General features: G+C 70.0%; 7 protein-coding genes. 5 read left to right on the top strand and 2 right to left on the bottom strand.

The genetic code is table 11. From position 1 onward, the window contains the following. Positions 1-278 precede the first annotated feature (278 nt). Positions 279-5,978, top strand: coding sequence for an Ig-like domain-containing protein (locus IT371_13620; protein MCC6748694.1), 5,700 nt, complete (start codon positions 279-281; stop codon positions 5,976-5,978). Continuing rightward, the gene (pbpC, locus tag IT371_13615; GenBank protein ID MCC6748693.1) at positions 5,975-8,362 is read left to right on the top strand and encodes a penicillin-binding protein 1C; all 2,388 of its coding nucleotides are present in this window, start codon (positions 5,975-5,977) and stop codon (positions 8,360-8,362) included. Before IT371_13620 ends, pbpC begins: the two co-directional genes overlap by 4 nt. 7 nt (positions 8,363-8,369) lie before the next feature. On the opposite strand, the gene IT371_13610 is transcribed toward pbpC, so the two are convergent. Next, entirely contained in the window at positions 8,370-9,023 is a 654-nt protein-coding gene (locus IT371_13610; protein ID MCC6748692.1) for a helix-turn-helix transcriptional regulator, read from the bottom strand. Positions 9,024-9,486: 463 nt separating this feature from the next. On the opposite strand from IT371_13610, the gene IT371_13605 reads away from it, so the two are divergent. Together IT371_13605 and IT371_13600 are read left to right on the top strand one after the other, a co-directional pair. Further along, positions 9,487-10,995 carry a hypothetical protein gene (locus IT371_13605; protein ID MCC6748691.1) on the top strand — a complete coding sequence of 503 codons (1,509 nt, stop codon included), beginning with the start codon at positions 9,487-9,489 and terminating at the stop codon, positions 10,993-10,995. 50 nt (positions 10,996-11,045) lie between these two features. Continuing rightward, positions 11,046-13,709, top strand: a complete 2,664-nt coding sequence (locus IT371_13600) for a zinc-dependent metalloprotease (GenBank protein MCC6748690.1) — start codon at positions 11,046-11,048, stop codon at positions 13,707-13,709. Between the two features lie 84 nt (positions 13,710-13,793). Here IT371_13600 and IT371_13595 read toward each other — a convergent pair whose 3' ends face one another. After that, on the bottom strand, positions 13,794-14,549 hold the full coding sequence (locus IT371_13595) for a dioxygenase (protein MCC6748689.1): 756 nt from the start codon (positions 14,547-14,549) through the stop codon (positions 13,794-13,796). Between the two features lie 80 nt (positions 14,550-14,629). On the opposite strand from IT371_13595, the gene IT371_13590 reads away from it, so the two are divergent. Beyond that, positions 14,630-15,523, top strand: a complete 894-nt coding sequence (locus IT371_13590; GenBank protein ID MCC6748688.1) for a LysR family transcriptional regulator — start codon at positions 14,630-14,632, stop codon at positions 15,521-15,523. The last annotated feature ends 76 nt before the right edge of the window (positions 15,524-15,599 follow it).

Raw genomic sequence — 15,599 nt, 5'->3', positions numbered from 1 at the left:
TCCCAACTGCTTACAATCGCTTATTTCAATTGGCCTGCCGGGTCACCTGGAAGGGGGTCCGGGAGCGGCCCCGGAGGAGCCCGACGAGGCTCACCGAGAATCGACGGCCCAGGCTGCCGTACCCGCCAGCTCAGGGCCCGTGCCCTCGAGCACGCCGCCGCACCCCCGAAGATCTATGGCACCATCCCTCGCACCGACCGGCCAGGCGGAGACAAGCTCCGCGGCCACCCGTAACACGGGCATCGCCTGACGAGCCCGCACAGGGCTGGAGGATCCCCATGATGGTTCGGCATCTGTGGCTGTCCCCGCTGTTCGTGCTGCTCGCGCTCCTCAGCTGTCACGACACGGTGCCGCTGCCGAAGGTGCAGGGCCCCCCGCTACAGGTCCCCGAACAGGGGGAAGGGCTGCGAGCCCGCGGCGCCAAGGACCGCCCCCTCGAGGTGGTCTACGCGTCGCCCAAGGGGCAGCTCACGAGCCCGCACCTGCAGCTCACCGTGACCTTCAACAAACCGATGGTGGCGCTGGCCCAGGTGGAGGCGCGCGCGGCCGTGAACCCGCTCGAGATCCAGCCCCCCGTGGAGGGCAAGCTGCGCTGGCTCGGCTCCCGCGCGCTGACGCTCCTGCTCGACCAGCCGCTCGCCGGCTCCACGACCTATCGCGTGCGCGTGAAGCGCGGCGCGCGCGCCCTCGATGGCAGCGTACTCGACAAGGACGTACGCTGGACCTTCACCACGCCGCGCCTGGTCGTGAGCCGCAGCACCCCGTACGCGGGGTACCGCTGGGCCCGCCCCGATCAGAAGGTGGAGCTCTTCTTCAATCAGCCCGTCAAGCCGCGCGCGGTCGAGCAGCTGGCGAGCCTGGTGGTCAAACCCCCCGCGGGAGCGAAGCCGCTCACCGTTGCCGTCCGGGCCCGCCGCGCGCACCACCTGAAGACGCCCGACCCGAAGGGGGTCGAGCTCGAACCGGTCACTGCGCTGCCGCTCGACAGCCAGGTGGAGGTGCGCCTGGCGCCGGGCCTCGTCGGCGAGGAGGGCCCGGAGCCGATGGAGAGGCCCTGGGTCGGGAGCTACCGCACCTACGGGCCGTTCATCGTAACGGGCCTCTCGTGCACCGGAGAGTGCTCCCCGGACACGGGCCTGCGCGTCTCGTTCAGCAACCCGGCACCGCACGTCGAGCTCCATGCGGCGGTGCGCGTCAACGGCAAGCCGACGCGCAAGCCCTACGGCAACTACGAGACGAGCACGGTGTACATGGACCAGCGCCTCGCGGCGCGGCGGCGCTACGTCGTGACCCTCGCGGGACCGGTGAAGGACAAGTTCGGCCAGGAGCTCGAGGGCCCCCGTCGCTTCACCTTCACCACCGGCGACTACTCGCCCTACGCGCGGCTCCCCGTCACCTCGGGGGTCCTCGAGGCGAGCGGTCCCAAGCGCCTGCCGGTCGCGTTCCGCAACGCGACCTCCGCGACGGTGCTCAGCAAGCGCCTCTCGGCCGAGGCGCTGGCGGGGCTGCTCAAGAACGAGGATTTCCTCCACGGCACCGACCCGCTCCTCCCGAAGCTTCCGGGAGTGAAGCAGCAGGCCCTGGCCGTGACGGGGCGGCGGAATGCCCGCGTCGTGCAGCGCCTCGACCTCGGCCAGCTCGTGGGCGGCAGCGGCCGGGGCGTGCTGGCGCTCGAGCTCCTCAGCACGCTCGACCGGGAGAAGGACACCCAGCGCGGGCTCATTCGCATCACCGACCTCGGGGTCTCGGCGAAGCTCTCGCCGCACACCTCGCTCGTGTGGGTCACGAGCCTCTCGGGGGGCAAGCCCGTCGAGGGAGCGGCGGTCTCGATCTGGCGTCCGGGCGACGCCAAGCCGAAGTGGACCGGCAAGACCGACCGGCACGGTCTCGCCGTGGCGCCCGGTGCGGAGACCTTCGGCGCCGAGGGCGAGGAGCTGACGTACCTCTTCTTCGTCGAGAAAGGCGGGGACGAGAGCTTCGTCGTCTCGGGGCTGTCCGACACGGTCAGCCCCTGGACCTTCGGCTACGAGGGGACCTGGGACGCCGGCGAGGCCTCCGTGCTCGGGCTCGTCTTCTCCGACCGGGGCCTCTATCGCCCCGGCGAGACGGTGCAGCTCAAGGGGCTCCTCCGGCACCAGGGGCCGAAGAGCCTCACCCTCCCCACGGGCCTCGTGACGCTCGTCGTCTCCGACGCGCGCGGCGAGCGGGTCCACGAAGGGAAGGTGCAGCTCTCCGAGTTCGGCAGCTTCCACGCGCCGGTCAGGCTCCCCTCGGCCGCCCCGCTCGGCAGCTACAGCGTGGTGGCCAAGCTCCCGAGCGGCGGCGCGATCTACGGTCGCTTCCAGGTGGAAGAGTTCAAGCCCGCCGAGTTCAGCGTCCAGGTGAGCGCCGAACGCAAGGAGTACACCCGCGGGGACACACTCGCCTTCCACGGGGCGGGGCGCTACCTGTTCGGCGCGGCGATGCGCGGCGTCGGCTATCGGTGGACGCTCGACCGGCAGCCGGCGGGATACTCGCCCTCCGGACACCCCGGATTCGTCTTCTCCGACGAGGTTCCCTGGTGGGAGGAGGGAGAACGCGGTGACGCCGGCTTCGTGGCGCAGGGGCAGGGCAAGCTCGACAAGCAAGGGGCTCTGACCGGAACGGTCCCGCTCAAGCCCGCCCGCATGCGGGGCCCGGAGAGCTACGAGCTCGAGACGACGGTGACCGACTTTTCGCGGCAGACCGGCGCCGCGCGCACCGCGGTCCTGCTCCACCCGGGAGAGTTCTACCTGGGAGCGAAGCCCGAGGAGACCTTCCTCAAGGCCGGGGACACGCTTCGCACGACCGTGGTGGCCGTGACCCCGCAGGGGAAGCGCCTCTCGGGCAAGGCGATCAAGGGCACGCTCTTCCTCCGCACCTGGCACTCGGTGCGCAAGCAGGGGATGGGGGGATCCCACTACTTCGTCACGCGCCCGCAGGAGACCGCCTCCGGCGAGTGCGCGCTGACGAGCGGCGCCCGCCCCGCCCCGTGCAACTTCGTCATCCCCAAGGCGGGCTACTACGTGCTGCGCCTCGAGGGGAAGGACGGCCGCGGCAACCCCCTGAAGACCTCCTTCGGCGTCTACGTCACGGGACCGGACTACGTCCCGTGGAGGCGCGAGGACGAGTCGAAGGTGGAGCTCCTGCCGGACCGCAAGGTCTACAAGCTCGGCCAGGTGGCGCGGGTGCTCATCAAGGCCCCCTTCGTCGGGGCGCACGCGCTCTTCACCGTGGAGAGCAACGGCATTCACCTGCGCCGCCCGATCAAGATCGAGCAGACGGCCACCTGGATCGAGGTCCCCATCACGCCCGAGCTGGTGCCGAACGCCTTCGTCTCGCTGCTGCTCGTGCGGGGGCGCATCGCCCCCGACCAGGGGAAGGGGAAACGCACGCGCTCTGAGGAGGACGACGACCCGGGCAAGCCCGCCTTCCGCATCGGCTACGCGAAGCTCGTGGTGAGCCAGGAGAGCAAGGAGCTGAAGGTGTCGGTCAAGCCCGGACGGCCCGAGTACCGACCGGGAGACGAGGTCACCGTGGATCTCGACGTGCGCGACCACCGCGGTAAGCCGGCCCGCGCCGAGCTCACCGTGATCGCCGCCGACGAGGGCGTGCTGAGCCTCGTCGGCTACGCCACGCCGAGCCCGATGAACGTCTTCTACGCCCACCGCGGGCTGTCGGTGCGCACCTCGGAGAGCCGGCTGCGCCTGATCAGCCGGCGCCTCTTCGGCGAGAAGGGGGGCAATGCGGGGGGCGGCGGGGCTGGCGAGGGAGAGGCCGACCGCGGCGGCGTGCGCAGCAAGTTCGTCTCCACCCCCTACTTCAACCCCTCCGTCGTGACCGGGGCCGACGGACGCGCGCAGGTGCGCTTCAAGCTGCCCGACAACCTGACCACCTTCCGGATCATGGCCGTGGCTGCGACCGCGACCTCCGAGTTCGGCTCGGCCGCTGGAGCCGTGCGGGTGGCGAAACCGCTGCTCATGCTTTCCACGCTGCCGCGCCTGCTGCGGGTGGGCGACACGATCGAGGCGGGTGTGGTGGTCCACAACCACACCCGGCAGAGCGGCTCCGTGCGCGTGGACACGCAGGTGCGGGGGGCGCGCCTCGTCGGCAGCTCGAGTCAGCAGGTCCCGGTCGAGGAGGGGGGCGCGGGCGAGGTCCGCTTCCGCTTCACCGCCACCTCCCCCGGCGAGGCGGTCTTCCGGTTCTCGAGCACCCTCGGCGACCATCGCGACGCGGTCGAGCTGAAGCGGCCCGTGCAGCTCCCGCAGGTGGTGGAGGCCGTCGCGACCTTCGGCTCGACCGACAGCGCCGCGGCCGAGGGCGTGGTGCCCGCGGGAGGGATCCGCAAGGACGTCGGCGGTCTCGAGGTCTCGCTCTCTTCGTCGGCGCTCGTTGGGCTCCGCGGTGGGGTCGAGTACCTCATGGACTACCCCTTCGAGTGCCTCGAGCAGACGGTGAGCCGCATGGTGCCGCTCGTGCTGCTCAAGGAGCTCTCGCTGGCCTACGGGCTGAAGTCGAGCGCCGAGGTGGACCCGCTGGTGGGCAAGCTGATCGCCCGGGTCGAGCAGCTCCAGCGCTGGGACGGCGGCTTCTCCTTCTGGCCGTCGGCGCACCAGAGCTACCCGTGGGTCTCGGCGTACGCCGCGTGGGGGCTCCTGCAGGCCAAGCGCGCCGGGCACCGGGTGAGTCCGCGCGTCCTGACCAACGCGACGCGCTACCTCACCCAGCAGCTCCGCACCCAGCTCCCCAAGGACGCCCCCGAGGGGGCCGAGGGGCAGCTCGCCACCGTCAAGGCCTTCGCCAGCCAGGTGCTCGTGGAGCTCGGGCAGAAGCCCTCGGCCTACCTCACCACCGGCTACGAGGGCCGCGCCAAGCTCCCCGCCTTCGGCAAGGCGCTGCTCCTCTCGGCGATGGCCAAGGCGCGCAGCGACCAGAAGGCCATCGCCACGCTGACCCAGGAGCTCGTGAACCAGGTGCACCAGACGGCGCGCGTGGCCAAGGTGGAGGAGAACCTGGGCGACGGCTACGCCCCCTTCTTCCACTCCGACACGCGCTCCACCGCCATGGTGCTGGACGCGCTGCTCGCGAACCAGCCCGAGCACCCGCTCGTCGACAAGCTCGTGCAGTACCTGCTCGAGACCCGCAAGGAGGGGCGCTGGCGGAACACCCAGGAGACCGTCTACGCGCTCGTGGGGCTCCACAGCTACTACCAGCGGCGCGAGAAGGGGGCCCCGGCCTTTCTGGCCAAGGTGGTGCTCGGCGAGCGGGTCCTGCTCGAACAGCGCTTCTCCGGTCGTTCTCTCAGCGCGAAGCAGACCGAGCTGCCGATGGCCCGCCTCGGCGGCGCGAGCGGCACGCTGGCCTTCGTCAAGGAGGGACAGGGGCGCCTCTATTACAGCGCGCGCCTGCGTTACGCGCGGAGCGTGCTGCCCAAGGAGCCGTGGGACGAGGGGTTCTTCGTCACGCGCACCTACCACCGCGTCCCCGAGGACATGTCGAGCTTCACCTGGCTGCGCAACAAGACCGAGGGAGAGCCCGTCACCAAGGTCAAGGCCGGGGAACTCGTGCGCGTGACCCTCAAGATCGTGGTCCCGCAACAGATGCACTTCGTGGCGGTGGAGGACCCGCTCCCCGCGGGCCTCGAGGCGGTGAACTTCCGCCTGATGAACGCGACGCAGTCCCTGGCCCGCGGCCTGAGCCACGGCTACGCCTCCCGCTACGGCGGGCCCCGCTCGGACTCCGCCTGGTGGACCCCCTTCTACCACCAGGAGCTCCGCGACGACCGCGTGCAGCTCTTCGCCGACAGCATCGAGCCCGGCGTCTACACCTACGTCTATCTCGCGCGCGCGACCACGGCCGGGACGTACGTCACGCCGCCCGCGCACGCAGAGCAGATGTACGAGCCGGAGGTCTTCGGCCGCACGGGGACCTCGACCTTCACGGTAGGGGCGCGGTGACGCGCGGATCCGCGCGGCGCCTGGCCCTGACGCTGCTGCTCGTCGTCGGCGCGCCGGCGGCGAGCGTCGTCGGGTGGGCCGCGCACCTCCGCCTGCCCCCCGGGGCGCTCGACCCGTACGCCCTGACCTCCTTGCAGGTGCTCGACCGACGCGGGCGCGTGCTGCGCGAGGTGCTCTCCCGCGAGGACGGGCGGGCGCGCTGGGTCCCCCTGGCGCAGATCTCCCCGCACCTCGTGCAGGCCACGCTGGCGGGCGAGGACCAGCGCTTCTACCGCCACGCCGGCGTGGACTGGCTGGCGCTCGGTCGGTCTCTCCTGCTGAACGTCCGCGCGGGGCGTCTGGCGTCGGGGGCCTCCACGCTCACCATGCAGCTCGTGCGCCTCACCGACGAGCCGCTCCCCCGTCGGTCGCTCAAGCGCAAGCTGCGTCAGCTGGTTTTGGCCCAGCGCCTCGAGCGCAGCCTGTCCAAGCCCGAGATCCTCTGGCAGTACCTGAACCGCGCCCCCTACGGCAACGGCACCTTCGGCGTGGAGGCTGCCGCGCGCCGCTACTTCGACAAGCCCGCTAGCCAGGTCAGCCTGGCCGAGGCGGCGCTCCTCGCCGCGCTCCCGCGGAGCCCCGCGGGCTACGACCCCTTCCGCCAGGGCCTCCCCCGGCTGGTCCGACGGCAACGCTACCTCCTCGGCGTGATGCGGGCGCAGGGGCGCATCACCGCCGAGCAGCAGCGCCTCGCCCTCGCCGAGCCGCTCCAGCTCGACCGGGCGCGCCGCCCCTTCTCGGCCCCGCACTTCGTCGAGCGAGTCCTCCGCCTCCCCGACGCCGCCGAGGGGACCCAGACGCTCCGGACCACGCTGGACCTCGAGCTCCAGCGCTTCGCCGAGGTCGCCGTGGCCCGCACCGTGGACCGCCTGCGCGGGCGCGGGGTCACGAACGCGGCGGTCCTGGTGGTGGACAACCTGAACGGCGAGGTGCTGGCCCACGTGGGGTCCGCGGACTTCCACAATGTCGAGGACGGGGGACAGAACGACGGCACGCTCGCGCTCCGTCAGCCGGGCTCGGCGCTCAAGCCCTTCACCTACGCTCTCGCGCTCGAGCAGCGGCTCACCCCCGCCACGCTCCTCGAGGACCTCCCCGTCCACTTCGCCACCGACGAAGGGGACTACGCCCCGCGGAACTACGACGACACCTTCCACGGCCCGGTGCGCCTGCGGGTGGCGCTCGCGAGCTCGTACAACGTGCCCGCCGTGCGGCTGGCCGAGCGCGTGGGGGTCCACCGCCTCCTCGAGCGGCTGCGCGCGGCCGGCTTTCGCTCGCTCACCCGGCCCGCCCGCTACTACGGGCTGGGCCTGACCCTCGGCAACGGCGAGGTGACCCTGCAGGAGCTCGTGGCCGCCTACGCCGCGCTCGCCCGCGGCGGTCGCACGGTCGGCCTGCGCCTCGTATCGGCGTCGCGCAGCCCCGGGGGGGCGTGGCGCACCTCCGGCCCCACGCCGAGCCGTCAGCTCTTCGATCGCCGCGTGGCGTACCTCGTCTCGCACATCCTCGCCGACGCCCACGCGCGCCTGCCGGCCTTCGGCCGCGAGACGCCGCTCGCCCTCCCCTTCGCGGTGGCCGTCAAGACGGGCACCTCGAAGGACTTCCGCGACAACTGGACCGTGGGCTACACGGGCCGCGTCACCGTCGGCGTCTGGGTGGGGAACTTCGACGGCACGAGCATGCAGACCGTCTCGGGGATCACCGGCGCCGGGCCGCTCTTCGCCGAGGTCATGACCGCCGCGATGCGCGAGCTCGAGCGACCCGAGACCTTCCCCGCCCCCGACGGGCTGCGGCACGCGCAGGTCTGTCCCCTCTCGGGCGCGCTGGCCGGCCCGGAGTGCGCGGGGTCCATCGAAGAGCACTTCGTCGCCGGCACGGAGCCCACGTCCCGCTGCACCATGCACCAGCGCGTGCGCCTCGACCGCCGCAACGGCCTGCGCGCCGGCCCGGCCTGCCCCCCCGCGCAGGTCGAGGAGCGGCCGATGCTGGTCTTCCCCCCGGCCTACCGCGCGTGGGCCAGCGCCCGAGGACTCCCGGTGCCGCCCGAGCTCTTCTCGCCCGACTGCCCCGCTCCCGCAGGAGCCGCCACGGTGCGCATCCGGTTCCCCGTCGAGGGCGACCGGTACTTCCTCGACCCGGACCTGGACCGGCGTTACCAGAGCCTCCCGCTCGAGGCGACCGTCGACGGCGCCGCGAGAGAGGTCACCTGGCTCGTGGATGGCCGTCCGGTCGCGCGCGCCCCCTTCCCCTTCAGCGCGCGCTGGCGCCTCGAGAGCGGACGTCACCGCGTGCAGGCGCAGCTCCCCGACGGACGCAAGAGCGCCCCGGTCACCGTCTCGGTCGATTGAACGGACGCTACTGCGGCGTGCGCGGCTCGAGGAGAGAGAGGTAGGGCTCGACGGCCATACGCGCCGACTGCCGCATGAGCTCCACGAAGGCCGGCGAATCGGGGGCCACGACGTGCAGCTTGGCCTGGAAGTCGCGCATCGAGCTGAGCGTGGTCATGAGGCTCATCACGTTGATCACGAGCAGGTCGAAGTCCTTCGGCAGACTCTTGATCCCCGTGCGCTTCTGCACGAACTTGCGCAGCGTGTTGATGAAGGTCGGCATGTAGTGCACGTCCCAGACGGCGCCGTCGATACCGAAGTCCACCATCGAGAAGAGGGTGATGCGCGCGACGGCCGCCTCCTCCGCGAGGAGGAAGGGGACCAGGCGGTCGAGCAGGCCGAAGACGCTCTCGCGCAGGCCGAGCTCCGACGTCTCCGCGAACCACTGCCGCAGCGACTCCTCGAACGACCGCTGCACGTCGGCCAGCGCCGCCTCGAAGAGCGTCTGCTTCGATTGCCAGTGGTAGTAGAGCGTCTTCACGTCGATCCCCACCTCCCCGGCGATGTCGCGGATGGAGGTGGCGTGATAGCCGCGCCGCGCGAAGTGCTGCCGCGCGGCCCTCAGGATGGCGCTCTTGGTCGAATCCGGCGCCTTGCGTCCACTGTCCTTGCGTCCGGCCACGGAAACTCCCATTCAGAGGAGGAGGAAGAATGGGGGACGGAAGCCCCGGCTGTCAACGTCCTGGCTGGGCGCGGAAGGCCAGGCGTTCGTCGAAGACCTCCACAATCGGTAGGAGATCCTAGCTCCTCGATTTCGAGGGTGCCTGTCGATGGTCTTCCGCATCCACGGAACAGCGGTCGTTGGGTGACCCGACCGGACACGCCAATTTCGTCCACGTGATCCGCCATCTCCAACGCTCGCGGGCCACACGTCGTTTGGCCTGTGAGATGCACAGGGCGCGTCGCGAGACATGAATTTGGTCGATTTGGGCTCCGCGTCGAGACGCCGCGCGAATGAGTCACGCGAGACGTGTATCTCGGGGACCAAGTCGAAACCGTGAGGCGAGCGCCCGTTGGGTGGCTTGGTCGCTTGTTGGTGCCGCGGCGGGGCCGGGGCATGAGCGGGCTATGGAAGGAGATGCGCCATGTCAACTATGAAGTCGTTGCTGCGCTGGCTCGTGCTGGCGGCACCGTGCACCGTCTTTCCGGCGGGGTGCGGGAGCTCGCCGGAGGACGAGGCGGGGGTCCGAGGGATGTACGTCGAGGACCTCAGCGCCTGTCCCACCGGACCGTACCAGACGATCAAGACGGCCAACGTCCGCAAGGGGCCAAGCACGAACTTCAGCGTGCTGCGGCAGTTCACGGGTGAGGTGACCGTCGAGGGCAACCCGAAGAAGGACGCCGTCTCCGTCTGGCGGCCGGTGCTCTTCACGCTAGCGGGTAAGACCCAGGTGCAAGAGGGCTGGATGCACTCGTGGCTCCTCCGCTGCGCTCCGGCGCCGGCGGCGCAGACCACGGGCGCCTGGGACGCCGTGGGCGACTACGTCGAGCCGGTGAGCGACCTCGCCGTGGCCCGCCTCGAAGACGGCCGCGTGCTGGCCGCCGGTGGCAGCAACGCCATCGACTGGCCCTACTACAGCAAGAAGGCCGCTCTCTACGATCCCACCGCCAAGACCTGGACCGCGGCGAAGCAGTTCCTCGCCACGGCTCGCGCGCATCACACCCTGACCGCGCTCGCCGACGGCTCGGTGCTCGCCGTGGGCGGCGAGAACATCTCCGGCTACGTGAAGAACGCGGAGCGCTACCAGCCCGCCGAGCAGCGCTGGGCGGCCGCGGGGGCGCTCAGCGTGGCGCGCTCTTACCACACGGCGACCCGTCTCTCCGACGGACGTGTGGTGGTGATGGGCGGGGCCGCGATGGGCACCTACCGCCGCGGCAAGCCGCTCGCCTCGGCCGAGGTCTACGACCCGCGTGGCGGGGTGGGCGCCTGGTCGAGCGCGGCTCCCCTCGCCACCGCGCGCTACGGGCACACCGCGACGGTGCTAGCCGACGGGCGCGTGCTCGTGGTGGGTGGCGCGATCACGGAGTCCGGCACGCCGACAGGAAAGGCGGAGATCTACGATCCGACGACGAACGAGTGGATGAGCGTCGCCTCGCTCAAGACGCCGCGGGTCTTCCACAAGACCGTGGCCCTTCCAGATGGACGGGTGTTCGTCTTCGGTGGTGAGACGCTCAGCACCGAGGGCGTCCGCGATGGCGCCTCGGGCGCGGAGATCTACGACGCGCGGTCGGATTCCTGGGCCGCGGTGGACGGGCCCGAGGGCCACACCTATCCGTCGCTCGAGCTCGCGGTGCTCAAGGGCGGCCGCGTGATGGCCATGGGTGGGGCGTCCGCCGAGGAGCTCGGGAGCTTGCCCTCCTTCTCCATCGGCGCCAAGGCCGTGCACGTCTTCGACGTGGCGAAGAACGCCTGGTCGATGGGGGCCCCGATGAGCGTGGGCCGCACGGCGTTTGCGGCGACCCTGCTCGGCGACGGGGAGAAACTGCTCGTGGTCGGTGGGCTTGCCGAGGACGCGGAGGACTTCTCGTACTGGAAGTCGTCCGAGGTCTTCAGCATCCCCGCGACTGTCGTGACGGGCCCGGGGCCGCGCTAACAACCCATTTCGGGGCCAGCTGCGGCTGACCCGTGCATAGAGGTGTGATCATGTCGACGAGAAACGGAATGACGCGGAGCGGCTGGCGCGGATTTGCCGCCGCGCTGCTGCTGCTCGCGGGCTGCGGCTCGCAGGCGCAGGACGAGGGGCTCGAGCGTGGCCGGGCCACGATCGACCCGCAGATCGAAAATACCTTTTCGCTCGAAGGGCCCGACAAGAAGCTCATCGCGATCAAGAAGGCCGCGTTGGAGAAGGACCTCCTGCTCCAGGCCAACATCACGATGCAGTTCTGGGACCCCGACTTCTGGGGCATCAAGAGCCGCGTGGTCTTCTTCAAGAAGCTCGACGGCAAGCTCTTCCTCTTCGAATCCTCGAAGGACTACAACTTCGTGGCCGACGACGCCTGGAAGCCCGAGCTGATCCTCGCCTCCTTCAAGATCCTGAAGGAGACGGACGAAGCGATCACCTTCGACTTCAACCAGGGGATGAAGGCCATCCTCTATGGCGACGAGTGGTGGGCCTCGGACTTCGGCTGGTGGACGGACAAGATGCCCATCCCCCTCGGTGAGTCCTACGTCAAGAAGGCTCGCCTGACCGATCGAGAAGCGCTGGTGGTGAATCAGATCGCCAACCTGAGCGACGACTGGGGCGGCACTTCTTACGAGATCGTTTACTACCTCTCGGCCTACCGGCCCGACCCGACCTTCCGGCCCATGGAGTCGAAGTGGAACTTCGACCGCTTCGGCTTCTTCGAGGTGCAGCCGCTGGTCAACGCCGAGCGCTCGACGATCGATTCCTTCTACACCAAGTTCAACAAGAACAAGCCGATTGTCTACGCGATGTCCTCGAACACCCCGGCCGCCTTCAAGGAGGCGGTGCGGGACGGCGTGAACTACTGGAACAAGGTCTGGGGCAGCGGTACGCAGATCCAGGTCATCGACGCGCCCAAGGGTGTCACGGCGCCGGACCACGACTACAACGTGATCCAGTGGGTCGAGGACAAGACGGCCGGCTACGCCTTCGCCGACGCGCAGATGGACCCCCGCACGGGCCAGGTGATGCACGCGCAGATCTTCATGCCGAGCTTCTGGGCGGTCTACTCGGCGGACCAGGCGCGGGACCTCCTGCGTCGTCTCGAGACCGAGGAGACCGACCGCCTGGCGCGGCTGGCAAAGAAGCAGAAAGGCAAGAAGCACGCTCGCCTCGGGCTCAAGAAGCTCTCTACGGAACACCTGTGCAAGATGGACGTGAAGCGCCGCCTGCGCTCCTTCCTCAAGCGCATCAATCTGCGTACGGCCTCGGACGCGCAGATCCTGCGCGTGGCCCAGGATCTCGTGCGCGAGGTGGTGGCGCACGAGGTGGGTCACACCCTCGGGCTGCGGCACAACTTCGCCGGATCGATCGGCACGAACATCTCGGCCGACGACGCGGAGAAGCGCTTCGAGGAGTACCTGAACGGCAAGATGCTCGCGACCGACGTCATTCCCTCGAGCTCCGTGATGGATTACCACGACACGCCGCAGTCGGCGCTGATCGGGCACCTCATCGCGCGCAAGGAAGCCGCGTTGCCCTACGACGTCAAGGCCATGAGCATCCTCTACGATGGGGAGACCTACGACCCGCGTGAGATCCCGCCCTTCTGCACCGACTCGCACTACGGCTACTACCACGACTGCGACGCCTTCGACGCTGGCCGCTCGGTGATCGAGTTCGCGACCTCGCACAAGAAGAAGCTGCTCGAGAACCTCCCGAACATCCTCTTCGAGTGGTACGTCTGGGACAAGGCCCCCTGCAAGGGCTGCGATGAGTTCCCGCTCGCCGAGGACCAGCCGAACCCGAAGTGGTTCCTCTACAGCCTGACCTACCCGGTCACCTCGGCCTACCGCTCGCTGCTTTCGAGCTCGAAGACCATCCGCATCCAGCGGAGCTTCCCGACGGTCTCCGCCCTCAACGCGGCGAAGGTGCAGCGCGCCGAGCTCGACTACGCGCGGCGGGAATATGACGCCGCGGGCGGCTTCGAGAAGGTGCTCAGCATCCTGCCCAAGGACTACGCCAAGACCGCGATCGCCAAGTTCGACGCGCTCGTGAACCGCTACACCACCTTCCCGGGTTATGAGGGGCAGACGGTGCACTTCTCCGGCGCGGAGAAGGAGCTGATCAAGCAGCACGCGCGCAAGTTCTTCCGCCTCATGGAGACCCAGGCGGCCGAGGAGGAGATGACGATTCTCTCCAACCTGCCCAACTGGATCGACCTGGCCTACATGGAGTGGGGTTGGATGAACCCGCTAATGGGCAAGCTCGCCGACGGTCCGCAGAGCTTCGAGCTAGCGGCCTACATGAAGAAGCGCGTCGAGGAGACGCTCCTCTCCCAGTCGGTCGACTCGATGGGCAAGCTGGTCTACCTGAACGGCGAGGTCATGGTGGCCGGCGAGGAGGGCGAGCCGCGCACCGTGAAGGTCAAGCTGCCCGTCTACAAGTACCCGCACGGCACGCGACAGGCCGCGGCGATGGCCTTCATGGCCGTGGAGAAGGAGAGCCCGGCGTGGGGCGCCAAGGAGCGTAACGAGCTCTTCATGAGCTACCAGATGGCGATCACCGAAGTCACAGGGATCGACCCGGGCGAGACGATCATCGAGCAGCACCTGCTTCCGCCCGACCTCGCGCGCTGGTTCCTCGAGAAGGACGAGCTGATGGGAATGCTCATGCCCATGTAGGGGCCTCTGGGGCCCGACCGGCGGTCGAGGACGTCGGTCGGGCACACTCCCTCCTCCCGCGCCCGCCCTCCGGCGGGCGACCCGTCAGCGGCTCGCTCGCGCCAGAACAAAGTCGAAGGTCGCGCGCTTCATCCCCCCCACGTCGGTGACGGGCATGATGAGCGACGGCCGGATGAAGGGGTCCCCCGCGTTGTACGGGTCCCCCGGGAAGTAGAGCTGCGTGGTGAGCACCATGAACCCCGCGCCCCCCACCTTCACGTGGACGTGCGCCGGGCGGTAGGTCGCGCCGTTCAGGTAGTGACCTGGCACGATGGTCTGCAGCAGGTAACGGCCGCTCGCGTCCGTGCGTTGGTGGCCCCGCAGCCTGAAGCCGACGTTGTCGTAGGCACCGTCCTGATTCGCGTGCCAGAAATCGAGGAGCGCCCCCGCGACCGGCCGACAGTCCCGGCCGAGGACTCGCCCCGCCACCTCGAGCCGGACGCCGGCCATCCCCGGCTCGCGCAGGTCACCCCGCTCGGGCGAGCCGACCTTGAAGAACGGGCCCTCGATATTCGGCTCCGTCAGCTCGCCGCAGGTGGGGGAGAGGTCGCGACGCGGGCCATCGCCCCCCTTCGCGTCCCCGGTGGCGGCCCCATCCGACCTCCCGCGCACAAGGTCGGCACGCAGGCCGCCTCCGTCCGCAGGCCGCGGCGAACCGTCGAACGTCGGGGTGGGCGATGGCTCGGCCGCGCACCCGAGGCCGAAAGCCCCAAGGCCCAGCGCGGCGGCGGACCCCGCGACCGCCGAGCGCAGGAAACCGCGTCGCGTAACGAGAACTCGGGCGTCGTGTCGGTGGCTCATGCGGAAAGGGTAGCCAGCGCCACAGCATCGTCCATGCGTATTTTATTGACATGATTGTATCGCGTTCGTAGACAGTCTGCATGCCCCTCGCTCTCGAAGGTCTACGCTGCTTCGTCGAAGCGGCCCGTCTGCTCAGCTTCCGCGCGGCGGCCCGCGCCGTGGCGCTCTCCCCGGCGGCTCTGGGCCAACGCATACGTCAGCTCGAAGAGGAGCTCGGCGTGCGCCTCTTTCAGCGCACCACACGGACCGTGGTGCTGACCGAGGCGGGGCTCGGCCTCCTCCCCCAGGCCACCCGCGCGCTCGCCGCCGTCGAGGAGTGTCGGCGCGCCGGCCGAGGCGAGCTGGGCCCGGCGCCCCTCGAGATCGTCCTCGGCACGCGCCACGAGCTCGGGTTGTCGTGGGTCGTGCCGCTGCTCGAGCGCCTCGAGCGGGCACACCCCGCCCTCACCGTGCACCTGTACTTCGGCTCGGGGGCCGACCTCGTTCGCAGCGTGCGCAGCCTGGCGATCGACTGCGCCATCACCTCGTCCCGCCTGACGGACCCGAAGCTGGACGCGTACCGGCTCCACGAGGAGAAGTACGTCTTCGTCGGCCAGCGCGAGCTCCTCCTGCGCCAGCCGCTGCGCCACGAGGCCGACGCGCGGGCCCACACGCTCTTCGACGCCGCCGAGGAGCTGCCCCTCTTTCGCTACTGGCGCGACGCCCCCGGTGGCATCGACAGCCTGCGCTTCGGGCGCATCGTGCGGCTCGGCACCATCGCCGCCATCCGCGCCCTCGTGCTGCGCGGCAAGGGGGTGGCGGTCCTGCCCCACTACTTCGTCCGGCAGCCTCTCGCCGCCGGAGAGGTGCGCCGCATCCTGCCCAAGGTGCGGCCCCTGTCGGACCATTTCCGCCTCGTCTTTCGAGGAGACGATCCCAAGCGCAGCCTCTACGCCAGCCTGGCGAAGACCCTCTGCGGCGTGCCGCTGAAGTAGCGCCGCGATCCGCCGCACCGCCTCGTTGCATTCCTCGCGCCCCTCGGGCACCGTAACGGTCTTCGAGCCATCCCGA

The sequence above is a fragment of the Deltaproteobacteria bacterium genome, from assembly GCA_020848905.1.
Taxonomy (GTDB): domain Bacteria; phylum Myxococcota_A; class Polyangia.
Note: the sequence above shows the minus strand (reverse complement) of the source record. Positions and strands in the feature narration are given on the sequence as shown.